Raw genomic sequence first — 20,646 nt, 5'->3', positions numbered from 1 at the left:
GTTCTCCTTAAGATTTACGCGCGACGCGTTCGAGCAATGCCGTCAGCTCATCGAGCTTAGCAGAGAGTGTCTCAACGTCATGTTTAGACGGAATGCCGATACGATTCAAGGCGCTTGCCACACGGGAGTCGAATGCCTTCTCGACCTTGTCGAGCTGGACTTCGACGCGACCTTTGAACGAGCTGACTTCGCCCTTGGCTTCATCGATCTCGGCGTTGGCCGCTTCGAGTTTTTCGGTGACGACTTTTTTGCCTTTCTTTTCAACAGTTTGACCAGCCTTGATCAACTCTTGAAAGTACTCGCTGCCCTCTTGGCCAACCTTGGCGTAGGCACCCAGGCCTGCCAGCCAGATCTTGCGGGCATAGGATTTGACGTCGCTCAGAGTAGAAGTCGAAGCGTCGATTTTTTTCTTCAAAATGACTTTGGCCATGATGCACCTCACGCGCAGAAGGTTTGAGGAACTGCCCGCGAAAGTGTCGGGCTCAGGCACAAAGTAGGGAGAAAAATTAGAAACGGCACCCTAACAACTGACATGAATCGGTGGTGCCTGAATGAAAAGATCGCAGCCTTCGGCAGCTCCTACAGAGGTACACATTCCTGTAGGAGCTGCCGAAGGCTGCGATCTTTTGATGTTCAGACCAAAGCTTTGTCCAGCGCCTTCTCGATCTCGGCTTTGATCATGCCGCTCATGGCCGACATCATGAGGCCCAGTTCCACATCGACCTTGATCGAATCCTCCGCCACATGCACCGCACCTTTCACGCCCGAACGCTTGAGGTTCAGCGTGTCGCCCGACCACTGCGGCTCCAGGCCATATTGATCCGAGAGTTTCTGCGCCAGCTTATCGGCCTTCTCGCGGGCGGCTTCCTTGCCCAGGCTGTGGGCACGCTCAACACTGATTTTGGCCATTGGATGACTCCTGATTGATGAATATGTGTCGGTAAATCTTGACCACGTCTGCGGCAAATCGTCCCGAAGGTTGCCCATCTTACCTTTCGCCATTCCAAGACAAAGCATGGCTTGGGGATTAGAATGTCGCGCATTCTCTTTTGGTGACAGCGATATGACTGATCAGCGCAAAGGCAGCGATGCCGAACCCACCACTCACTTCGGCTTCAAAAACGTTCCGGAAAGCCAGAAAGCGGAAAAAGTCGCTGAGGTTTTCCACTCGGTAGCCGCCAAGTACGACCTGATGAACGACCTTCTGTCGGGCGGCATGCACCGTCTGTGGAAGCGTTTTGCGATCGAACTGTCGGGCGTGCGCAGCGGTAACCGCGTGCTGGACATCGCCGGCGGCACTGGCGACCTGACCAGGAAATTCTCGCACCTGGTCGGCCCGACCGGTCAGGTGGTGCTGGCCGACATCAACGAATCCATGCTCAAGGTCGGTCGCGACCGCCTGCTGGACCTGGGTGTGTCGGGCAACGTCGAATTTGTCCAGGCGGACGCTGAAAAGCTGCCGTTCCCGGACAATCACTTCGACTGCGTGACCATCGCCTTCGGCCTGCGCAACGTGACGCACAAAGAAGACGCCCTGCGCTCGATGCTGCGTGTGCTCAAGCCCGGCGGTCGCCTGCTGGTGCTGGAATTCTCCAAGCCGACCAACGCACTGATGTCCAAAGCCTACGACGCCTACTCGTTCGCCTTCATGCCGCTGATGGGCAAGCTGATCACCAATGACTCGGAAAGCTATCGCTACCTGGCCGAATCGATCCGCATGCACCCGAATCAGGAAACCCTGAAGTCGATGATGGTCGACGCCGGTTTCGACCGCGTGACCTATCACAACATGACCGCAGGCATCGTCGCCCTGCACCGCGGCATCAAGCCCTGATGTTGCTCACCGGGCTGCTCGCCAGCGTCGAACTCGGTCTGAACCGGGTGCTGCGTCTCGACAGCACGGCGCTGCCGCGGCTGGCGCATTTGACCGGCAAGGTGATTGCCGTCGACTGCCGCAGCCCGGCGCTGCAACTGTTCATCCTGCCGAGCGACGAAGGTCTGATGCTGGCCTCGCATTGGGAAACCGACGTCGACTGCACCCTGCGTGCGCCGGCCTCGAGCCTGATCAAACTGGCCGTGAGCAAAGACAAGACTGCGGTGCTGCACGCCCCGGAAGTCGAGCTCGACGGTGACAGCGGCGTGCTGCTGGAGCTGGCCGGCGTGCTGCAGGACCTCGAACTGGACTGGGAGTACGAACTCTCGCGCTGGCTGGGTCCGGTCGCCACGCAACTGGTTGGCGGTCATCTGCGCAGCCGCGCACGCTGGTATCAACAAGGATTTGCCAGCCTCAACCAGAACCTCGCCGAATACCTCGCCGAAGAATCGCGCACCCTCGTCGGGCAGCGCGAAGCCGAAGCACGATTCAGCGAACTGGACCGGATCAAACTTGATCTGGAACGTCTCGAGGCGCGTTTCGAGCGCCTTTCCCGATCCCTCGACCCAAGCGATAACGCATGAAGCTGCTTGCCGTCCGCCGTCTGTTGCGCATCCAGCGCGTCGTGATCCGCTACCGCCTCGATGATCTGCTGTTCGAGCTGCCGCTGCCCTGGTTCCTCCTGGCGCTGCGCTATGCGCTGCCGTGGCGCTGGTTCCCGCGCAAGCCGCTGGACCTGAGCCGTGGCGCGCGCCTGCGTCTGGCGTTGCAGGATCTGGGGCCGATCTTCATCAAGTTCGGGCAGATTCTCTCGACCCGCCGCGACCTGCTGCCGGAAGACATCGCCGATGAGCTGATGCTGCTGCAGGACCGCGTGCCGCCGTTCGATTCGCAGCTGTCGATCAAGTTGATCGAAGAGCAGTTGGGCAAGAAGATCAGCGAAGTGTTCAGCCGTTTCGACGTCGAACCGCTGGCCTCGGCCTCGGTGGCGCAGGTGCATGCCGCGCAACTGAAAACCGGCGAAGAAGTGGTGGTCAAGGTCATCCGCCCGGGCCTGAAACCGGTGATCGCGCAGGACCTGGCGTGGCTGTTCATCCTCGCCCGCGCTGCCGAGAAAGTGTCCGCCGACGCCCGCCTGCTGCACCCGGTGGACGTGGTGCAGGACTACGAAAAAACCATCTACGACGAACTCGATCTGTTGCGCGAGGCGGCCAACGCCAGCCAGTTGAAGCGCAACTTCGAAGGCTCGCCGCTGCTCTACGTGCCCCAGGTCTACTGGGACTGGTGCCGGCCGAAGGTGCTGGTGATGGAGCGCATCTACGGGATTCAGGTGACGGATCTGGCGACCCTCGCCGACCAGCGCACCGACATGAAGATGCTCGCCGAGCGCGGCGTGGAGATCTTCTTCACCCAAGTGTTCCGCGACAGTTTCTTCCACGCCGACATGCACCCGGGCAACATCTTCGTCAGCACCGTCAACCCGTGGAGCCCGCAGTACATCGCAATCGACTGCGGCATCGTCGGCAGCCTGACCCCGGAAGACCAGGATTATCTGGCGCGCAACCTGTTCGCCTTCTTCAAGCGCGACTACCGCCGCGTGGCACAGTTGCACATCGATTCGGGCTGGGTGCCGGCGGAAACCAAGCTCAACGAATTCGAAGCGGCGATCCGTACCGTGTGCGAGCCGATCTTCGAAAAACCGTTAAAAGATATTTCATTTGGCCAGGTGCTGATGCGCCTGTTCCAGACTGCGCGCCGCTTCAACATGGAAGTCCAGCCGCAACTGGTGCTGCTGCAAAAGACCCTGCTGAACATCGAAGGCCTCGGCCGTCAGCTGTACCCGGATCTGGATCTGTGGAACACCGCGCAGCCGTTCCTCGAACGCTGGATGCGCGAGCGTGTCAGCCCGAAAACCTTGATTGGCAACGTGCAGAGCCAGTTCGAACAGCTGCCGCACCTGGCCAACATGGCCCGTGACCTGCTCGAGCGCATGTCCCAGCCGCACGCCAACGACCCGCCGCCACCGTGGCACAAACGCAAGGACGACTGGTTCCTGCGTCTGCTTGGCAGCGCGCATCTGGCGGGCGGCACCATCCTCGCCGCCGGTGGCCCGCTGAACGAACTGGGGCATTGGCCGGCCGGCATCATGGTGGCAGTCGGCTTGTATCTGGTCGTTCGCCGATAGCCAGTTTGCTGATCGGCTGGCACACTGTTTCAACGCCTGAACCCGACTATTCGAAGTACGGGTTCGCTGTCGGAGTCGAAGATGAAAAACTGGCTGGACGAGATCAAGTGGGACGCTGATGGCCTGGTGCCGGCGATTGCCCAGGATCACAAGACCGGACGTGTGCTGATGATGGCCTGGATGAACCGCGAAGCGCTGGAACTGACAGCCGCGGAAAACCGTGCCATCTACTGGTCACGTTCCCGTGGCAAGCTGTGGCGCAAGGGCGAAGAGTCCGGCCACGTACAGACCCTGCATGAAATGCGTCTGGACTGTGATGCCGACGTGATCATCCTGATGGTCGAACAGATCGGCGACATCGCTTGCCATACCGGCCGTCAAAGCTGCTTTTACCGTGTCTTCGAAAACGGCGACTGGAAGACAGTCGACCCGGTTCTGAAAGACCCGCACGCAATCTATTCCGCAGGACACAAACATGAGTGACACCCTGACCCGCCTCGCTCAGGTGCTTGAAGAGCGCAAGGGCGCCGCTGCCGACAGCTCATATGTAGCTAGTCTGTATCACAAGGGCCTGAACAAGATTCTGGAGAAAGTCGGCGAAGAGTCGGTCGAAACCATTATTGCCGCCAAGGACGCTGCCATCAGCGGTGATTGCAGCGATGTGATCTACGAAACCGCCGACCTGTGGTTCCACAGCATGGTCATGCTCGCCCAACTGGGGCAGCATCCGCAGGCCGTGCTGGATGAACTGGATCGCCGTTTCGGTCTGTCCGGACACGTCGAGAAAGCCTCGCGTCCGTCCGCCTGAACAATTTTTAGAGAGGAACAGCAACATGGGCATTTTTGACTGGAAACACTGGATCGTCATTCTGGTTGTCGTGGTGCTGGTGTTCGGCACCAAGAAACTGAAAAACCTCGGCACCGATGTCGGTGAGTCGATCAAGGGCTTCCGCAAAGCCATGAACGACGACGAGAAACCGGCCGCTGATCCGACCGTAACGCCTGCGCAGCCGGTACCGCCGGTGCAGCCGCAAGCCACCGCTCAGGCCAACCCGCCGCACACCATCGACGTGCAGGCGCAGAAAGTCGAAGAGCCGATCCGCAAAGACGTGTGAGACTGACTAATGTTTGGTATCAGCTTCTCTGAACTGCTGCTCGTCGGCCTCGTTGCCCTGCTGGTGCTGGGCCCCGAGCGTCTGCCGGGCGCTGCGCGCACCGCCGGCCTGTGGGTCGGTCGGCTGAAGCGCAGCTTCAACGCGATCAAACAGGAAGTTGAACGTGAAATCGGTGCCGACGAAATCCGTCGGCAACTGCACAACGAGCACATTCTGTCGCTGGAGCAGGAGGCGCGGAAGATTTTCAATCCGGTACAGCAAGAGCCGACGCCGGTTGAGCATGTGGGGCAGCAGACGATTCACAGCCCTGCTGCCGCGACGACGCCACCAGCACCTGCTGCCGTTGTAGCTCCGACAGAAACGGCGCCAGCCGCCGTGGAACAATCTGTTGAACACGTTGCGCCAAACGCCGCGCCGATCACACCCGCGCCTCACGACCCAACATTGCCGCCGCGAGCCCCATGAGCGATCTCCCCGAAAACGACCAGCACATGCCGCTGGTTTCGCACCTCACCGAGTTGCGCACCCGCCTGCTGCGTTGTGTGGCGGCGATCTTCATCATCTTCGCCGGGCTGTTTGCGTTCACCCAGCAGATCTACACCTTCGTCTCGACACCGCTGCGCCAGTACCTGCCGGTCGGCGCGACGATGATTGCCACCGACGTGTCGTCGCCATTCCTGACGCCGCTGAAGCTGACGATGATGGTCTCGCTGTTTCTCGCGATCCCGGTGATCCTGCATCAGATCTGGGGCTTCATCGCACCGGGCCTGTACAAGCATGAAAAGCGCATTGCGGTGCCGTTGCTGGTGTCCAGCATCCTGCTGTTCTACACCGGCATGGCGTTCGCCTATTACTTCGTGTTCCCGCTGATCTTCAAATTCTTCGCCGCTGCCACCCCGGCCGGGGTGGAAATGATGACCGACATCGCCAGCTACCTCGATTTCGTGATGACGCTGTTCTTCGCCTTCGGCGTGGCGTTCGAGATCCCGGTGGCCGTGGTGCTGCTGGTGTGGATCGGCGTGGTCGACGTCAAATACCTGAAGAAGATCCGCCCGTACGTGATCATCGGCTGCTTCGTGGTCGGCATGATCCTGACCCCGCCGGACATCTTCTCGCAGACCCTGCTGGCCGTGCCGATGTGGATGCTGTTTGAAATCGGCATTCTGTTCGGTGGTTTGATCAGCAAGCGCGAACGTCCGGACGAGACGCCGGCCGACGATCACAACGACCAGCCGCCAGCGACCCAGGCATGAACCTGCTGTTGCTCGAAGAGGCCGACTTTATCGCGGCCGACCGCGTCGTGCTGCGTGATCGACGCCTGACCCACATGCAGGAAGTGCATCGCTCGGAAGTCGGTGACAGCCTGCGGGTCGGGCGCATCAATGGCTTGATGGGTTCGGCCGAACTGCTGCGCCTTGAGGCGGGGGAAGCGGAACTGCGCGTCAGCCTCGATCAGTCACCACCGGCCAAGCTGCCGCTGACCCTGGTGCTGGCCTTGCCGCGCCCGAAGATGCTGCGGCGGGTGTTCCAGACCGTGGCGACCATGGGCGTGTCGAAGGTGATTCTGGTCAACAGCTACCGGGTCGAGAAGAGCTTCTGGCAGACGCCGTTTCTGGAGCCGGAAGCGATTCGCGAGAATCTGATCCTCGGCCTCGAACAGGCCCGCGATACCGTGCTGCCGGAAATCATCATCGAGAAGCGCTTCAAGCCCTTCGTCGAAGACCGCCTGCCAGCGATCACCGAAGGCACCCTCGGCCTGGTCGGCCATCCCGGCAACTACCCGCCGTGCCCGCGCGCGCTGAGCGAACCGGTGACGCTGGCGATCGGCCCTGAAGGCGGCTGGATCCCCTACGAAATCGACCTGCTGGGCAAATCCGGCCTGCAACCGGTGCAACTGGGCGAACGCATCCTGCGCGTCGAAACCGCCGTCACCGCCCTCCTCGCCCGACTGTTCTAAAAGTACACACGCACCATTGTGGCGAGGGAGCTTGCTCCCGCTTGGGCGCGAAGCGGCCATTGCTCTTCCTTCACCAGTTTGCGACGGCTGCGCCGCCGGGCGGGAGCAAGCTCCCTCGCCACAATGTCGCTGCGTTCCAGACAAATCGGGTTACAGATTGCCATGAGCCCGCCGATACAGTCCCCATAAGTCCAATTAGTGAGTGGTCCGAGGGGAGTCGTCGCATGTACCGTTGGTTAGCCGAGAATCTTGGAAACGTCAGCGTCAAACGCAAGCTGGGAATCGGTTTCGGCCTGGTGCTGTTGCTCACCCTGCTGATCACCTTCACCGGCTGGACCGGCATGGGCGGCATCATCAGCCGTGGCGACAAGCTGGGTTTCATCTCCAGCCTCAACGAGCTGACCAAGGACCTGCGCCTGGCACGCCTGGACTATGAAATGCGTCGCGGCGAACAAGGCCCGGGCGCGGTCAACGAGCTGCTGAGCAAACTCGACAGCGGCCTGCAAACCGCGCGCGGCCTGATCGAACAACCAGCCGACGCCGCCAGGGTCGAGCAACAGTTGGCCGCCGTCGCCGAATACAAGCGCGCCTTCGCCGACATGGTGCAGGCCGGGGCTAATCGCGAAGACGCTCGCAGCAAACTCGGCGCCACCGCCGATAACGCCGTGGCCAAAGTCGACGAGGTGGAGAAATCCATGCTCCAGGGCGACAGCGTGGCGCAGTTCAACGCGGTGATCGACCTGAGCAAACTGATCCAGCAAGCGCGCTTCCAGGTGCGTGGCTACACCTACAGCGGCAAGACTGAAGCCGAGCAGCCAGCGCTCGACGCCATCGACAACGCCCTGAAGAACCTCGAAACCCTGCCGGCCAAACTGCCTGAGCAACACATCGCCAACCTGCAACAGGCCACCGATTCGCTCAAGGCTTATCGCGCGGCGGTCAGCCAGTTCCGCGACTCGCAGGTCGCCAGTGGCAAAGCCCTGGCCCGCATGTCGACCCAGGGCGACATCCTGCTCGACGTCAGCAAGCAGCTCACCGAATCGCAGACCGTGGTGCGCGACACCGATGCCGCGCATGCCAAGAACATGCTGATCATCGCCACCCTGCTGGCCGTGGCCTTCGGCTTGCTGGCCGCCTGGGCGATCACCCGGCAGATCATCATTCCGCTGAACCAGACCCTGAAAGTCGCCGAACGCGTGGCTGCCGGCGACCTGACCCACAATCTGGTCTCGCAACGCCGCGACGAACTCGGCCAGTTGCAGCGCTCGATGCAGAGCATGACTCAAGGCCTGCGCGACCTGATCGGCGGCATCAGCGACGGCGTGACGCAGATCGCCAGCGCCGCCGAAGAGCTGTCGGCGGTCACCGAGCAGACCAGCGCCGGGGTCAACAACCAAAAGATCGAGACCGATCAAGTCGCCACCGCCATGAACGAAATGGCCGCCACCGTGCAGGAAGTGGCGCGCAACGCCGAAGAGGCTTCCGAAGCCGCCGTGGCTGCCGATCAACAGGCCCGCGAGGGCGACAAGGTGGTCGGTGAAGCGATCGCGCAGATCGAGCGTCTGGCGGTCGAAGTCGGCCACTCCACCGAAGCCATGGGCGAGCTCAAGCGCGAAAGCGACAAGATCGGCAGCGTGCTCGACGTGATCAAATCCGTGGCCCAGCAAACCAACCTGCTGGCCCTCAACGCCGCCATCGAAGCGGCCCGTGCCGGTGAAGCCGGGCGTGGTTTCGCAGTGGTCGCCGACGAAGTCCGCAGCCTCGCCCAGCGCACGCAGAAGTCCACCGAAGAGATCGAAGAGCTGATCGTCGGCCTGCAGAACGGCACCCAGCAAGTGGCGACGATCATGGATAACAGCCGCAGCTTGACCGACAGCAGTGTGGAACTGACCCGCCGTGCCGGTGGCTCACTGGAAAGCATCACCCGCACCGTGTCGGCGATTCAGGCGATGAACCAGCAGATTGCCGCAGCAGCCGAACAGCAGAGTGCGGTGGCGGAAGAGATTAACCGTAGCGTGTTGAACGTGCGCGATGTGTCGGATCAGACCTCGGCCGCAAGTGAAGAAACGGCAGCGTCGAGTGTTGAGCTGGCGCGGTTGGGGACGCATCTGCAGATGCTGGTGGGGCGCTTCAAGGTCTAAGCAGCATTGAAAAACTACTGTGGCGAGGGAGCTTGCTCCCGCTCGGCGGCGAAGCCGTCGTAAATCCAGGCAATCGGAGTCCGTCTGACTCAATTCGATTGAATGGTTCGGGGGCTGCTTCGCAGCCCAGCGGGAGCAAGCTCCCTCGCCACATGGAATTACAGGACCTGACGCAGGAAAGCCTGAGCCCGCGGATCCTTCGGAGCATCAAAAAACTCCGCCGGCGCGGCATCTTCCAGCAATTTACCGTGATCGAAGAACAACACCCGATCCGCCACTTCCCGGGCGAAGCCCATCTCGTGGGTCACGCAGACCATGGTCATGCCTTCGACGGCCAGGTTCTTCATCACGTCCAGCACCTCACCGACCATTTCCGGGTCGAGGGCCGAAGTCGGCTCGTCGAACAGCATCACTTTCGGCTCCATCGCCAGCGCCCGGGCAATCGCCACGCGCTGTTGCTGACCGCCGGACAGGCGTGACGGATATTCCCGGGCCTTCTGCGCAATACCAACTTTCTCCAGCAACGCAAGGGCCTTGGCCTCGCTTTCCTTCTGCCCGCGTTTGCGCACGACTTTCTGCGCCAGACAGAGGTTTTCCAGCACGGTCATGTGCGGGAACAGGTTGAAGTGCTGGAACACCATGCCGACTTCGCGGCGGTAGGCGTTGACGTCGGTTTTCGGGTCGGCCAGTTGCAGACCGTCGATGCTCACCGAGCCCGAGTCGAATTCCTCCAGACCATTGAGGCAGCGCAGGAAGGTCGATTTACCGGAACCGGACGGGCCGATGACCACCAGCACTTCGCCCTTGGCGACGGAAGTGGTGACGTTATCCACAGCCCGTACTACCTGGCCACGGGTGTCGAAGACTTTTACCAGATCGCGGACTTCAATCACTTTGCGCGAGCCTCCGCTCAAGCCGGCTGGCGATTTTCGACAGCGGCAGGTTGATCAACAGGTACAGGCCGGCAACGCAGAACAGGATTTCGAACGGCGAGAACGAGGTGGTGATGACTTCACGACCGCTTTTCAGCAGCTCGGTTATCGCAATCACCGACACCAGCGAGGTGTCCTTGACCAGACTGATGAACTGCCCGGCCAGCGGCGGCAGCACACGCTTGAACGCTTGCGGCAGTACCACGTGGCGCATCGACTGGCCGGCGCTCAGGCCGAGCGAGCGCGCCGCTTCGTTCTGCCCACGGGCAATCGACTGCACGCCGGACCGAATGATCTCTGCCACGTAAGCGCCAGTGAACAGCGACAGCGCGGCGATCCCGGCGAACTCCCGGGACAGGTTCATCACCGTGCCGATGAAGAAGTAGAAAATGAAGATCTGCACCAGCAGCGGCGTGCCGCGCACCAGTTCGACGTAGATGCTCGACAGGTCGCGCAGGGTCGGGTTGTTCGACAGCCGGCACAGTCCGGTGACCAGACCGATCAACAGACCGAGCACGCCGGACACCACTGACAGCCACAACGTGGTCCACAGCCCCCACAACAGCGGCCCTGCCGCCCAATGCCGGGTCACGCCCACGACGTCGCCTTCAGCCACATCGTCGCCCTGAGCGAATTGCAGGCTGTTCTCGTCGACGGTCAGGTGCTGCTCGTCACCGGCGTCGTTGCGCAGGGTGACCTGCGCGCTGCCGCCCTTGCGCACCAGTTCGGTGACCGTGGAAATGTCGGTGGCGCGCTGGGATTCTTCGGCCTGATAGGCGAAGTATTGCGGCACGCGGTTCCAGCGCCATTCGTAGGACATCAGCGACGTGGCGTAATACAACGCGCCCGCCAGGCCGATCAGCACCAGCACGGTCAGGACGTGCCAGGGCCATTGGGCTTTTTTCTGTTTCATCTAAGAGCAAATCCATATCGATCAGGATGCTCGCTCCCTCTGTGGCGAGGGAGCTTGCTCCCGCTGGGGTGCGGAGCAGCCCTGAAATCAGCCACAGCGCAACGTCGGGTAGAACGAGTCAACCGGTTTACGACTGCTTCGCAGCCGAGCGGGAGCAAGCTCCCTCGCCACAACGAGCGGCGTTATTCCATGTCCTTGAGCCACTCGGTGCTCTTGAACCACTTGTCATGGATGCGATCGTAGGTGCCGTCTTCGTGGATCTGGTGCAGGAAGTTGTTGATGAAGTTGAGGCTGTCGTAGTCCCCCTTCTTCAGGCCGAAGGCCAGCGGCTCGTAGGTGAACGGCTTGTCGAGGAACACCAGCTTGCCGGCACCGACCTTGTTCACCGCCACCACGTTGTACGGCGCGTCGTAGATGAAAGCGTCGGCCTTGCCGTTGACCACGTCGAGCACGGCTTCCTGCTCGTTGTCGTAGCCGTGGTACTTGGCTTTGGCGATCAGCTTCTTGGCGACCATCTCACCGGTGGTGCCGAGCTTGGAGGTGATGCGGTATTCGGCGGTGTTCAGGTCTTTATAGGACTTGATGGTGCCTTCCAGCTCCTTGCGGATCAGCAGGGTCTGGCCGACGACGATGAACGGTTCGCTGAAGTTCAGGCGCAGGTTGCGCTCCTGGGTCAGGGTCATGCCGCTGCCGATCATGTCGAACTTGTCGGTCATCAGGGCCGGGATGATCCCGTCATAACCGGTGGAGACCAACTCCAGCTTGACGCCCATGGCCTTGGACATGGCTTTGAGGATGTCGACTTCGAAGCCGATGATCTCGCCGCGCTTGTTGGTCATTTCGAACGGCATGTAGGTCGGATCCATACCGACTTTCAACGTGCCGCGCTTGACCGCGTCATCGATTGCACCGGCGTGCGCCGCATTGACTGCAACCAGTGCCGTGACGCCGACCAGCAGCATCGACAGATACTTCTTCATCTTCAAGTCCCCAAAACCATTGCAATTGCGGCGCGAAAACCAGCCGTGATGGGCAAAAATGCCCGGGTGCGCCAATTCGGGGACGGATGCTAACGCACTCGTCCGTTTGCACAAGGTTTTTTGCCGGGAATTGTTGTTACGGGGAGGGATTAAAAAACAAAAGATCGCAGCCTCCGGCAGCGCCTACAGGTGTTCACATAACCCTGTAGGAGCTGCCGAAGGCTGCGATCTTTTTATCAGGCCGGTTGAGCCTGCAAGCTCACCGGTTGCAACGGCAGCAACGGCGCATGGGGATCGGCTTTCACCGACGCGCGCCACGCATCCAGCCACTCGGCGTGACCTTCGGCCCAGACCTGCTCATGCAGACGCGCCAGAGCCACAGGGTCGCTCAGCAGTTGCAGGCGATCATGGTTGCTCAACGCTGCCGGACCCGCCTTCAGGGCGTGACGTACACGCTCCTGACGCAGCCACTCGATCGGCTCGGCCTGACCGTGACGGGCCGTCGCCAGCGAGCACGCCAGGGCGTTCTGCTGCGGATCGACCACCGCGCGGACGAAGCCGTCGTTCAGCGCGTGCCAACGGTTCTCGTGGGTGTACTGGTCGGTCGCCAGCAGCGCCTGTGGCGGATTGTATTCCTCAGGGATGAGGAACAGGCTCTCGTCACGGGACTTCAGGCCCAGACCGACACGACTGGAAATCACCGACACCGGGATCGACAGCATCAGCGAACCGACGATCGGCACCAGCCACCACAGGAAGCTCGGGTTCAGCCAGATCACCAGCAGCGCCCAGAAGAAGCCCAGCAGGGTCTGCGGACCGTGGCGCTTGACCGCCTCGCTCCATGGCGTGGAGTCGTCGTCACGCTGCGGCGAGTTCCAGGTCGCGGCCCAGCCGAGGAACGCGGCGAGGACGAAACGGGTGTGGAAAATCATCCGCACCGGCGCCAGCAGCATGGAGAACAGCATCTCCAGCAGCATCGACAGGGTCACCTTGAACTTGCCGCCGAACTCTTTCGCGCCCTTGGCCCAGATCAGGATGATGCTCAGCAGTTTCGGCAGGAACAGCAGCACGATGGTCGTCGAGAACAGCGCAATGGCCTTGTCCGGGTGCCATTGTGGCCACAGCGGATAGAGCTGACGCGGTTCGAGGAAGTACTGCGGCTCCATCAGCGTGTTCACCGCCAGCAGCGCGGTCGACAGCACCAGGAAGAAGAACCACAACGGCGCCGACAGGTAAGACATCACGCCGGTGAGGAACACCGCGCGGTGCACCGGGTGCATGCCTTTGACCAGGAACAGGCGGAAGTTCATCAGGTTGCCGTGGCACCAGCGACGGTCACGCTTGAGTTCGTCGAGCAGGTTCGGCGGCAGTTCTTCGTAGCTGCCCGGCAGGTCGTAAGCAATCCACACGCCCCAACCGGCACGACGCATCAGCGCAGCTTCAACGAAGTCGTGAGACAGGATCGCCCCGGAGAACGCCCCCTTGCCCGGCAACGGCGCCAAGGCGCAGTGGTCGATGAACGGCTTCATGCGGATGATTGCGTTGTGACCCCAGTAGTGGGATTCACCCAGCTGCCAGAAGTGCAGACCGGCGGTGAACAGCGGACCGTACACGCGGGTGGCGAACTGCTGCATGCGCGCATACAGGGTGTCCATGCCCGACGCACGCGGCGCGGTCTGGATGATCCCGGCGTCCGGCGTGGCTTCCATCAGGCGTACCAGACTGGTCAGGCACTCGCCGCTCATCACCGAATCGGCGTCGAGCACGACCATGTACTTGTAGTCACCGCCCCAGCGACGACAGAAGTCGTCGAGGTTGCCGCTCTTGCGTTTCACACGACGGCGACGGCGGCGATAGAAGATCTTGCCGAAGCCCTTGGCTTCGCGGCAGACGTCAAGCCAGGCCTGTTGCTCGGCGACACAGATATCGGTGTCGTTACTGTCGCTGAGGACGAAGAAGTCGAAGCGATCCAGATCCCCGGTCGCCGCAACCGACTCGAACGTGGCGCGCAGACCGGCGAATACCCGAGGCACGTCTTCGTTGCAGATCGGCATCACCAGAGCGGTGCGCGCGTCTTTCGGAATCGGCTCGTTGCCCGCGCTTTTGCCGGAGATACGGTATTTATCGTGACCGGTGAGCAACTCGAGGAAGCCCATCAGCGCTGTCCAGAAGCCGGCCGAGACCCAGCAGAACAGAATCCCGAACAGAATCAGGATGCTGGTTTGCAGCGCATACGGCAGCACTTGCGTGGCGGTTTGCAGCAGCGGCTGGTGCAGCACTTCTTCCAGGTCAACGAACGACCAGCCTTGGTACGGCATGATGCCTTTCATGTACCAGCCGGCGACGATGGTCTGGCCAAGCATCAACAGCAACAGGATGTAGCGGCGGATCGAACCGACAGTGCGCCAGCGCGCGGCCGGCAACACGTTCTCGTCCTTCGGCGGCTGTGGCGGGTTGGTGCGCCCGGTCAGGCGGCGCCAGCCACGCACCAGAATGTTGGTGCGCCACGGTTCCGGCACGACTTTGGTCCGACGGATTGGCGGCGTCGCCTTCATCGCGACCCGGCCGCTGGCGTCGAGCACCAGCATTTCCGCGTCTTCCAACTCCTCGGCGGTGCTCAGGGTCAGGCGCTTGCCCACCGAAGCCTGGGCGGCTTCGGCAGGGGCGTCGAACGTCGGCGACGACAGGCGCTGGTGCAGTTCGCTGAATGACTGGCAGCCCGCGAGTTCCGCGCGCTGCTCGTCGGTCATCGGCAGATGCGCCAGATACTCGGACAGAGTCTCTGGCTGTACTTGAGAGTTACTCATCGGCAGGCAACTGATAGCTCCAGGTCTCGGTCAGGACTTCTTCAGTCGGTGCCGATTCCGGTGTGGCTGGGGCCGCGTTCGCAGCCGCTGGCTGCTTGGCGTCTTTGTTGGCCTTGTCCTTGGCATCGGCGGCTGGCTTGGCGTCGGCCTGTTTGGCTTCGGCGGCCTTGGCTTCCTTCTCTTCCTTCTCTTGTTGCTTGGCGGCGACCTTGTCAGCCTTGGCCACCGACGAATTCGACGCCGGTACCGAAGACTTGGCCAGATCAGCCGTGACTACCGGCTGAACCAGGGCAGCACGCATCTCGGTCGACTTGCTCGCGTCCTTGATCTTCATCCGCAGGGTCAGGCGCCAGCCTTTGGTTTCCGGGTTGTAGCGCACGCTGTTCTCGACCAGTTCGGCGTTATCGCCAACGCTGACCTGACTGCGCACGTCGGCATCCGGGGCCAGAGCGGCCAGCGATGGACCTTCGAAGTCGACCAGGTAAGCAACGCTGCCGTCCGGCTGACGGATCAGGTTCGACTGTTTGACGTCACCGGTCGAACGCAGGGTCTGCTTGACCCAGGCGCTGTCCGGGGCGTGAATCGCCGCTTCGTCCATGGTCCAGTGCAGGCGGTAGGCGAAGTCCAGAGGCTTGCCCGGCTCCGGCATGGTTTCCGGGCTCCAGAACGCAACGATGTTGTCGTTGGTTTCGTCGGCGGTCGGAATCTCTACCAGATCAACGGTGCCCTTGCCCCACTCGCCCTTCGGCTCGATCCAGGCGCTTGGGCGCTTGTCGTAGCGATCGTCGAGGTCTTCGTAGTGGCTGAAGTCACGGCCACGCTGCAGCAGACCGAAACCACGCGGGTTCTCGACGCTGAAGTTGCTCACGGCCAGGTGTTTCGGGTTGTTCAGTGGGCGCCAGATCCACTCGCCGTTGCCGGCATGGATCGACAGACCGCTGGAGTCGTGCAGTTCGCGACGGTAGTTGAGGACTTTCGACGGCTGGTTGGCGCCGAACAGGAACATGCTGGTCAACGGCGCGATGCCCAGTTTGCCGACCTTGTCACGCAGGAACACCTGCGCCTTGACGTCAACAATGGTGTCGCTGCCCGGACGCAGGATCAGACGGTAGGCGCCGGTGGCACGTGGCGAATCGAGCAGGGCGAAGATCACCAGGTGCTTGTCGCCCGGCTTCGGCTGTTGAATCCAGAATTCGCGGAAACGCGGGAATTCTTCGCCCGACGGCAGCGCGGTATCGATCGCCAGACCACGGGCCGACAGGCCGTAGGTGTGGCCCTTGCCGACGACGCGGAAGTAGCTCGCGCCGAGCATGGTCATGATTTCGTCTTGCTTGTCGGCCTTGTTGATCGGGTACAGCACACGGAAACCGGCATAGCCCAGTTGTTCAGTGGCCTTCGGATCGAACTTGAGGTCGCCGAAATCGAAGCGGGTCGGATCGTATTTGATCTCTTCGACGTTGTTCGCCGTGATTTCGTTGATTTTCACCGGTGTATCGAAGTGCATACCCTGGTGATAGAAGGACAGTTTGAACGGGGTCTTTTGATCAGCCCACTCAGCCTTTTCGGTGAGGAAGCGGATTTTCTGATAATCCGCGAACTTCATGTCACGGAATTCGTTCGGCAGGTTGCTGCGCGGGGCTTCGAACTTCTGCCCGGCCAGCTCTTTAGCCTTGGCGGATACATCGTCAAGATTGAACGCCCAAAGCTGACCGGCGCTGAGCAGGCACAGGAGCGCCGAACCCGCTACCAGGGCACTTCGCATGCGTTTGGCAGACATTTTTGCTGCATTACAGGGACTAACAATCACGAGCAACCCTCGCCGAAAACAGATCAAAAAACCAACGGCCAGCTATCTATATGCCAGGTTGGCGAGCATTGTTCCGACTCCGCTGGGGCAAAATGATTCCCCAATCGGATCCAGACAAGTCTCTACCTAAGTCAATAATGGACCAACGAACGCTGATCCCCATAGCGCGCGATTATCTAGTAGCCCGCGTGACAACGCATCAGGGGTAACAAAGTATTTATCGCGAAAACAGCCTAAAAACAGTCGAAATTTCCTAAAAAGGTGTTTCAGACGCTTTCAGGTCTGTAACAAAAAGGTAACCGGGCCATCGTTGACCAGGTGCACCTGCATATCCGCGCCGAATCTACCTGATGCCACAGTGCCATGCATCTGTTTCGCTTTGCTTAATAGATAGTCGAACAATTCCTCGCCAAGGGCCGGTGGCGCCGCGGTGGAAAAGCTTGGGCGCAACCCGCTCTTGGTGTCGGCAGCGAGGGTGAACTGAGAGACCAGCAGCAACCCGCCGCCCACATCCGCCAGGGACAGATTCATCTTGCCCTCGGCGTCGCTGAATACCCGATAGTTAAGCAGCTTATGCAGAAGTTTGTCGGCGCTGGTACGCGTGTCGTCGGGTTCGACCGCCACCAGCACCAGCAAACCTTGATCTACCGCACCCACGACTTCTCCCGCGACTTCGACTCGTGCACCGCGCACGCGCTGTAGAAGCCCCTTCATGCTTCTTCGGGCGGCAGGTCGAGCAGACGGCGGGCCATGTTGCTCGCGGCACGCACCAGCGCGTCGGTGATACCCGGCTCGGAGGCGGCGTGGCCGGCGTCGCGAATCACCTGCAGCTCGCTGTTCGGCCAGGCCTGATGCAATTCCCAGGCGTTGTCCAGCGGGCAGATCACGTCGTAGCGACCATGAATGATCACCCCCGGCAGGTGCGCGATCTTGCCCATGTCGCGAATCAGCTGATTCGGTTCCAGGAACGCGTTGTTGGTGAAGTAGTGGCATTCGATCCGCGCGATCGACAGTGCGCGCTGCGGCTCGGAGAAACGGTCGACCACCAGCGGGTTCGGCCGCAGGGTCGCGGTGCGCCCTTCCCACGTCGACCACGCCTTGGCCGCGTGCATCTGGGCGATCTGATCGTTACCGATCAGGCGCTTGTGGAAGGCGCTGAGCAGATCGTCGCGCTCATCCAGCGGGATCGGCGCGATGTAGTCCTGCCAGTAGTCGGGGAACAGACGGCTGGCACCGGCCTGATAGAACCACTCGATTTCCTGCGGACGGCAGAGAAAGATCCCGCGCAGGATCAGCCCGTGAACACGCTCCGGATGGGTTTGCGCATAGGCCAGCGCCAGGGTCGAGCCCCAGGAGCCACCGAACAGCACCCATTTGTCGATGCCCAGGTGCTTGCGGATACGCTCGAGGTCGGCGACCAGATCCCAGGTGGTGTTGTTTTCCAGGCTGGCGTGCGGTGTGGAACGGCCGCAGCCGCGCTGGTCGAAGGTGACAATGCGATACAGGTTCGGATCGAAGTAGCGACGGCTCTGCGCGTCGCAACCGGCGCCAGGACCACCGTGGATGAACACCACTGGCAAGCCTTCCGGCGAACCGCTTTCGTCGACGTACAGCGTGTGGGTGTCATCGACAGCCAGATCGTGCCGGGCGTAGGGTTTGATCTGCGGAAACAATGTCTGCATTGCGCGCTCCGTAAGGGGTCGAGGTCATCCCTGGGGGGACTTCTATTATTCTGCCGTCCGGCATCATAAACCCGATTTACGTCAATGAGCATGCTTCAGAACACGAATCAAACCTGCCCCTCTTTAGGAGCTGCCGCAGGCTGCGATCTTTTGATCTTGCCGTAAAAAATCAGGACCAAAAGATCGCAGCCTGCGCCAGCTCCTGCATGCAGCGGGTTATGCGTCGTATCGGGATTTGCCCCAGCTCAGGAAGCCTTGCAACAACTCCTTCAGCACCACCCGCGTCGGCTCCGCCAGATCGGCGCGATAGCGGAACGGTTCGAACTCTTCCATGTAGGTGCTCTGGCACAGCTCCAGTTGCACCGCGTGGATGTTCTCGGCCGGGTCGCCGTAATGGCGGGTGATATGGCCGCCCTTGAAGCGTCCGTTGAGCACGTAGCTGTAATGGTCGTGGCGCGCGCAGATGGCTTCCAGTTGCGTCGCCAGCTGCGGATCGCAACTGGCGCCGTTGAAGGTGCCAAGGTTGAAGTCCGGCAGTTTGCCGTCGAACAGGTGCGGGATGATCGAGCGGATCGAATGCGCGTCGAACAGCAGCGCGTAGCCAAACTCAGCCTTCAGCCGGGACAGCTCTTGTTGCAGGGTGCGGTGATACGGCGTCCAGATCTGTTCCAGGTAAGTCGCGCGCTCTGCTTTCGAGGGCTCGTGCCCTTCGCGGAACAACGGGATACCGTCAAACAGCGTCGCCGGGTACAGCCCGGTGGTGGCGCCGGCATACAGTGGTTTATCGTCGGACGGACGGTTCAGGTCGATGACGAACCGCGAGTACTCGGCGGCCAATGTGCTGGCGCCCAGCGCCTCGGCAAAATCGTAGAGCTGCGGAATGTGCCAGTCGGTGTCCGGCAGGCTTTTCGCGTCCGCGATCAACCCGGCCTCGACCGCAGGCGTCAGGCGCACCCCGGCATGCGGCATGCTGATCAGCAGCGGTACGCGACCTTGTTTGAAACTCAGAACCTTATCCACAACCGCTCTCCTACAAACGTGATTCAACGCCGTGACGCACGACGCGTTTGTCCAGATCGCCACCGAGCCAATAAGCCAGGTCCGCCGGACGATCGATGTGCCAGGCGACAAAATCCGCGACCTTGCCGACTTCCAGCGAGCCATGCGTATCGGCCATGCCCAGGGCTTGCGCGGCATGAATGGTCGCGCCGGCCAGGGCTTCTTCCGGGGTCATGCGAAAACAGGTGCACGCCATGTTCAGCATCAGGCGCAGCGACAGCGCCGGCGAGGTGCCGGGGTTGAGGTCGCTGGCGATGGCGATTTTCACCTTGTGCTTGCGCAAGGCGTCCATCGGCGGCAACTGGGTTTCGCGCAGGAAATAGAACGCCCCCGGCAGCAGCACCGCGACGGTGTCGGACTTGGCCATGGCGATGGCATCGTCTTCATCCATGAACTCCAGATGATCGGCGGACAACGCGTGATAGCGCGCCGCCAGGCTGGAGCCATGCAGCGAGGATAATTGTTCGGCGTGCAGCTTCACCGGCAGACCGAGTTTCTGTGCGGTGATGAACACCCGCTCGACCTGCTCCGGCGAGAACGCCAGGTATTCGCAGAACGCATCCACGGCGTCGACCAGCCCTTCGGCGGCCAGCGCCGGAAGCATCTCGGCGCAGATGTGCTCGATGTAGTCGTCAGCGCGATCCTTGTACTCCGGCGGCAACGCGTGGGCGGCCAGACAGGTGCTGCGCACGCTGATCGGCAGCTCTATCTGCAGACGCCGGATGACCCGCAGGATCTTGCGTTCGCTGGCCAGATCCAGACCGTAGCCGGACTTCATCTCGACCGTGGTCACGCCATCGCGCATCAGGCTTTTCAGGCGTTTGGCGGCGCTGGCGAACAACTCGTCTTCGCTCGCTTCACGGGTGGCGCGCACGGTGCTGGCGATGCCACCGCCCTGCGCTGCAATTTCCGCGTAGCTGACGCCTTGCAGACGCTTTTCGAATTCGCCGCTGCGGTTACCGCCGAACACGGTGTGAGTGTGGCAATCGATCAGGCCGGGGGTGACCCACGCGCCTTGCAGGTCGTTGACCGCCGGGTATTCGCCGGAGGGCAATTGAGTGCGCGGGCCGATCCACTCGATTTGCGCACCGGACGTCACGATGGCCGCATCCTCGATGATCGAGTAAACGCCTTGCGCCATGGTTGCGACGTGGCAGTGTTGCCAGAGGGTTTTCATCCCTTAGTCTCCACAGTA

At 61.4% G+C, this 20,646-nt stretch carries 20 protein-coding genes and 2 pseudogenes; 11 read left to right on the top strand and 11 right to left on the bottom strand.

The genetic code is table 11. The annotated features are described in order from the left end of the window. Window positions 1–7 precede the first annotated feature (7 nt). The gene (locus HBN98_RS17260) at window positions 8–430 is read right to left on the bottom strand and encodes a phasin family protein (protein ID WP_064585583.1); all 423 of its coding nucleotides are present in this window, start codon (window positions 428–430) and stop codon (window positions 8–10) included. Window positions 431–633: 203 nt separating this feature from the next. Next, on the bottom strand, window positions 634–909 hold the full coding sequence (locus HBN98_RS17255; RefSeq protein WP_083367255.1) for a polyhydroxyalkanoic acid system family protein: 276 nt from the start codon (window positions 907–909) through the stop codon (window positions 634–636). Window positions 910–1,063: 154 nt separating this feature from the next. Between HBN98_RS17255 and ubiE the strand changes: the two genes are divergently transcribed. The 11 genes and pseudogenes from ubiE to HBN98_RS28300 all read left to right on the top strand — a co-directional run bounded on the left by ubiE (window position 1,064) and on the right by HBN98_RS28300 (window position 9,271). Further along, window positions 1,064–1,834 carry a bifunctional demethylmenaquinone methyltransferase/2-methoxy-6-polyprenyl-1,4-benzoquinol methylase UbiE gene (gene ubiE, locus HBN98_RS17250; protein ID WP_083367256.1) on the top strand — a complete coding sequence of 257 codons (771 nt, stop codon included), beginning with the start codon at window positions 1,064–1,066 and terminating at the stop codon, window positions 1,832–1,834. Next, window positions 1,834–2,457 carry a ubiquinone biosynthesis accessory factor UbiJ gene (locus HBN98_RS17245; RefSeq protein ID WP_083367257.1) on the top strand — a complete coding sequence of 208 codons (624 nt, stop codon included), beginning with the start codon at window positions 1,834–1,836 and terminating at the stop codon, window positions 2,455–2,457. The genes ubiE and HBN98_RS17245 overlap by 1 nt, the downstream gene beginning before the upstream one ends. Further along, complete coding sequence (gene ubiB, locus HBN98_RS17240) at window positions 2,454–4,058, top strand: ubiquinone biosynthesis regulatory protein kinase UbiB (RefSeq protein ID WP_064585580.1); 1,605 nt, start codon at window positions 2,454–2,456, stop codon at window positions 4,056–4,058. Before HBN98_RS17245 ends, ubiB begins: the two co-directional genes overlap by 4 nt. An 81-nt stretch (window positions 4,059–4,139) precedes the next feature. Beyond that, window positions 4,140–4,541 (top strand): phosphoribosyl-AMP cyclohydrolase, encoded by a 402-nt coding sequence (hisI, locus tag HBN98_RS17235; protein ID WP_007909357.1) that lies wholly within the window; start codon window positions 4,140–4,142, stop codon window positions 4,539–4,541. Beyond that, a complete protein-coding gene (locus tag HBN98_RS17230) occupies window positions 4,534–4,866 on the top strand; it encodes a phosphoribosyl-ATP diphosphatase (RefSeq protein WP_003220849.1) in 333 nt (110 codons plus the stop codon). The genes hisI and HBN98_RS17230 overlap by 8 nt, the downstream gene beginning before the upstream one ends. A gap of 25 nt (window positions 4,867–4,891) precedes the next feature. After that, window positions 4,892–5,173, top strand: coding sequence for a twin-arginine translocase TatA/TatE family subunit (locus HBN98_RS17225; RefSeq protein ID WP_003220847.1), 282 nt, complete (start codon window positions 4,892–4,894; stop codon window positions 5,171–5,173). 9 nt (window positions 5,174–5,182) lie between these two features. After that, window positions 5,183–5,638 carry a Sec-independent protein translocase protein TatB gene (tatB, locus tag HBN98_RS17220; RefSeq protein WP_064585579.1) on the top strand — a complete coding sequence of 152 codons (456 nt, stop codon included), beginning with the start codon at window positions 5,183–5,185 and terminating at the stop codon, window positions 5,636–5,638. After that, on the top strand, window positions 5,635–6,426 hold the full coding sequence (tatC, locus tag HBN98_RS17215) for a twin-arginine translocase subunit TatC (RefSeq protein WP_083367258.1): 792 nt from the start codon (window positions 5,635–5,637) through the stop codon (window positions 6,424–6,426). The genes tatB and tatC overlap by 4 nt, the downstream gene beginning before the upstream one ends. Further along, window positions 6,423–7,130 carry a 16S rRNA (uracil(1498)-N(3))-methyltransferase gene (locus tag HBN98_RS17210; RefSeq protein ID WP_064585577.1) on the top strand — a complete coding sequence of 236 codons (708 nt, stop codon included), beginning with the start codon at window positions 6,423–6,425 and terminating at the stop codon, window positions 7,128–7,130. Before tatC ends, HBN98_RS17210 begins: the two co-directional genes overlap by 4 nt. 224 nt (window positions 7,131–7,354) lie before the next feature. After that, window positions 7,355–8,416 (top strand): annotated as a pseudogene (locus HBN98_RS28305) (methyl-accepting chemotaxis protein); the annotation flags it as partial. After that, window positions 8,399–9,271, top strand: coding sequence for a methyl-accepting chemotaxis protein (locus tag HBN98_RS28300; RefSeq protein WP_418323032.1), 873 nt, complete (start codon window positions 8,399–8,401; stop codon window positions 9,269–9,271). The pseudogene HBN98_RS28305 and the gene HBN98_RS28300, both read left to right, overlap by 18 nt. Before the next feature lie 158 nt (window positions 9,272–9,429). Here HBN98_RS28300 and HBN98_RS17200 read toward each other — a convergent pair whose 3' ends face one another. From HBN98_RS17200 to hutI, 9 genes and pseudogenes are all read right to left on the bottom strand, one after another. Further along, on the bottom strand, window positions 9,430–10,164 hold the full coding sequence (locus tag HBN98_RS17200; protein ID WP_083367260.1) for an amino acid ABC transporter ATP-binding protein: 735 nt from the start codon (window positions 10,162–10,164) through the stop codon (window positions 9,430–9,432). After that, complete coding sequence (locus tag HBN98_RS17195; RefSeq protein WP_064585575.1) at window positions 10,157–11,116, bottom strand: amino acid ABC transporter permease; 960 nt, start codon at window positions 11,114–11,116, stop codon at window positions 10,157–10,159. The genes HBN98_RS17200 and HBN98_RS17195 overlap by 8 nt, the downstream gene beginning before the upstream one ends. 182 nt (window positions 11,117–11,298) lie before the next feature. After that, window positions 11,299–12,096, bottom strand: coding sequence for a transporter substrate-binding domain-containing protein (locus HBN98_RS17190; RefSeq protein WP_083367261.1), 798 nt, complete (start codon window positions 12,094–12,096; stop codon window positions 11,299–11,301). 183 nt (window positions 12,097–12,279) lie between these two features. Beyond that, window positions 12,280–14,903, bottom strand: a pseudogene (mdoH, locus tag HBN98_RS17185) (glucans biosynthesis glucosyltransferase MdoH). Then, the gene (locus tag HBN98_RS17180; RefSeq protein WP_162276293.1) at window positions 14,896–16,680 is read right to left on the bottom strand and encodes a glucan biosynthesis protein G; all 1,785 of its coding nucleotides are present in this window, start codon (window positions 16,678–16,680) and stop codon (window positions 14,896–14,898) included. The pseudogene mdoH and the gene HBN98_RS17180 overlap by 8 nt, the downstream one beginning before the upstream one ends. A 306-nt stretch (window positions 16,681–16,986) precedes the next feature. Continuing rightward, entirely contained in the window at window positions 16,987–17,424 is a 438-nt protein-coding gene (dtd, locus tag HBN98_RS17175) for a D-aminoacyl-tRNA deacylase (protein ID WP_064585572.1), read from the bottom strand. Beyond that, complete coding sequence (gene pip, locus HBN98_RS17170; protein ID WP_083367262.1) at window positions 17,421–18,392, bottom strand: prolyl aminopeptidase; 972 nt, start codon at window positions 18,390–18,392, stop codon at window positions 17,421–17,423. Before pip ends, dtd begins: the two co-directional genes overlap by 4 nt. Before the next feature lie 216 nt (window positions 18,393–18,608). Next, a complete protein-coding gene (gene hutG, locus HBN98_RS17165) occupies window positions 18,609–19,412 on the bottom strand; it encodes an N-formylglutamate deformylase (protein WP_083367263.1) in 804 nt (267 codons plus the stop codon). Window positions 19,413–19,422: 10 nt separating this feature from the next. Beyond that, window positions 19,423–20,628, bottom strand: a complete 1,206-nt coding sequence (gene hutI / locus HBN98_RS17160) for an imidazolonepropionase (RefSeq protein WP_083367264.1) — start codon at window positions 20,626–20,628, stop codon at window positions 19,423–19,425. Between the last annotated feature and the right edge of the window lie 18 nt (window positions 20,629–20,646).

Source organism: Pseudomonas koreensis, from assembly GCF_012986595.1.
GTDB lineage: Bacteria > Pseudomonadota > Gammaproteobacteria > Pseudomonadales > Pseudomonadaceae > Aquipseudomonas > Aquipseudomonas koreensis.
This window is presented reverse-complemented; position numbering and strand designations above follow the sequence as displayed.

Excerpts from the sequence above, each read along its gene's own strand:
- HBN98_RS17260 (WP_064585583.1), bottom strand. The coding sequence starts at position 430 with ATGGCCAAAGTCATTTTGAAGAAAAAAATCGACGCTTCGACTTCTACT.
- HBN98_RS17255 (WP_083367255.1), bottom strand. The coding sequence starts at position 909 with ATGGCCAAAATCAGTGTTGAGCGTGCCCACAGCCTGGGCAAGGAAGCC.
- ubiE (WP_083367256.1), top strand. The coding sequence starts at position 1,064 with ATGACTGATCAGCGCAAAGGCAGCGATGCCGAACCCACCACTCACTTC.
- HBN98_RS17245 (WP_083367257.1), top strand. The coding sequence starts at position 1,834 with ATGTTGCTCACCGGGCTGCTCGCCAGCGTCGAACTCGGTCTGAACCGG.
- ubiB (WP_064585580.1), top strand. The coding sequence starts at position 2,454 with ATGAAGCTGCTTGCCGTCCGCCGTCTGTTGCGCATCCAGCGCGTCGTG.
- hisI (WP_007909357.1), top strand. The coding sequence starts at position 4,140 with ATGAAAAACTGGCTGGACGAGATCAAGTGGGACGCTGATGGCCTGGTG.
- HBN98_RS17230 (WP_003220849.1), top strand. The coding sequence starts at position 4,534 with ATGAGTGACACCCTGACCCGCCTCGCTCAGGTGCTTGAAGAGCGCAAG.
- HBN98_RS17225 (WP_003220847.1), top strand. The coding sequence starts at position 4,892 with ATGGGCATTTTTGACTGGAAACACTGGATCGTCATTCTGGTTGTCGTG.
- tatB (WP_064585579.1), top strand. The coding sequence starts at position 5,183 with ATGTTTGGTATCAGCTTCTCTGAACTGCTGCTCGTCGGCCTCGTTGCC.
- tatC (WP_083367258.1), top strand. The coding sequence starts at position 5,635 with ATGAGCGATCTCCCCGAAAACGACCAGCACATGCCGCTGGTTTCGCAC.
- HBN98_RS17210 (WP_064585577.1), top strand. The coding sequence starts at position 6,423 with ATGAACCTGCTGTTGCTCGAAGAGGCCGACTTTATCGCGGCCGACCGC.
- HBN98_RS28300 (WP_418323032.1), top strand. The coding sequence starts at position 8,399 with ATGCAGAGCATGACTCAAGGCCTGCGCGACCTGATCGGCGGCATCAGC.
- HBN98_RS17195 (WP_064585575.1), bottom strand. The coding sequence starts at position 11,116 with ATGAAACAGAAAAAAGCCCAATGGCCCTGGCACGTCCTGACCGTGCTG.
- HBN98_RS17190 (WP_083367261.1), bottom strand. The coding sequence starts at position 12,096 with ATGAAGAAGTATCTGTCGATGCTGCTGGTCGGCGTCACGGCACTGGTT.
- HBN98_RS17180 (WP_162276293.1), bottom strand. The coding sequence starts at position 16,680 with ATGTCTGCCAAACGCATGCGAAGTGCCCTGGTAGCGGGTTCGGCGCTC.
- dtd (WP_064585572.1), bottom strand. The coding sequence starts at position 17,424 with ATGAAGGGGCTTCTACAGCGCGTGCGCGGTGCACGAGTCGAAGTCGCG.
- pip (WP_083367262.1), bottom strand. The coding sequence starts at position 18,392 with ATGCAGACATTGTTTCCGCAGATCAAACCCTACGCCCGGCACGATCTG.
- hutI (WP_083367264.1), bottom strand. The coding sequence starts at position 20,628 with ATGAAAACCCTCTGGCAACACTGCCACGTCGCAACCATGGCGCAAGGC.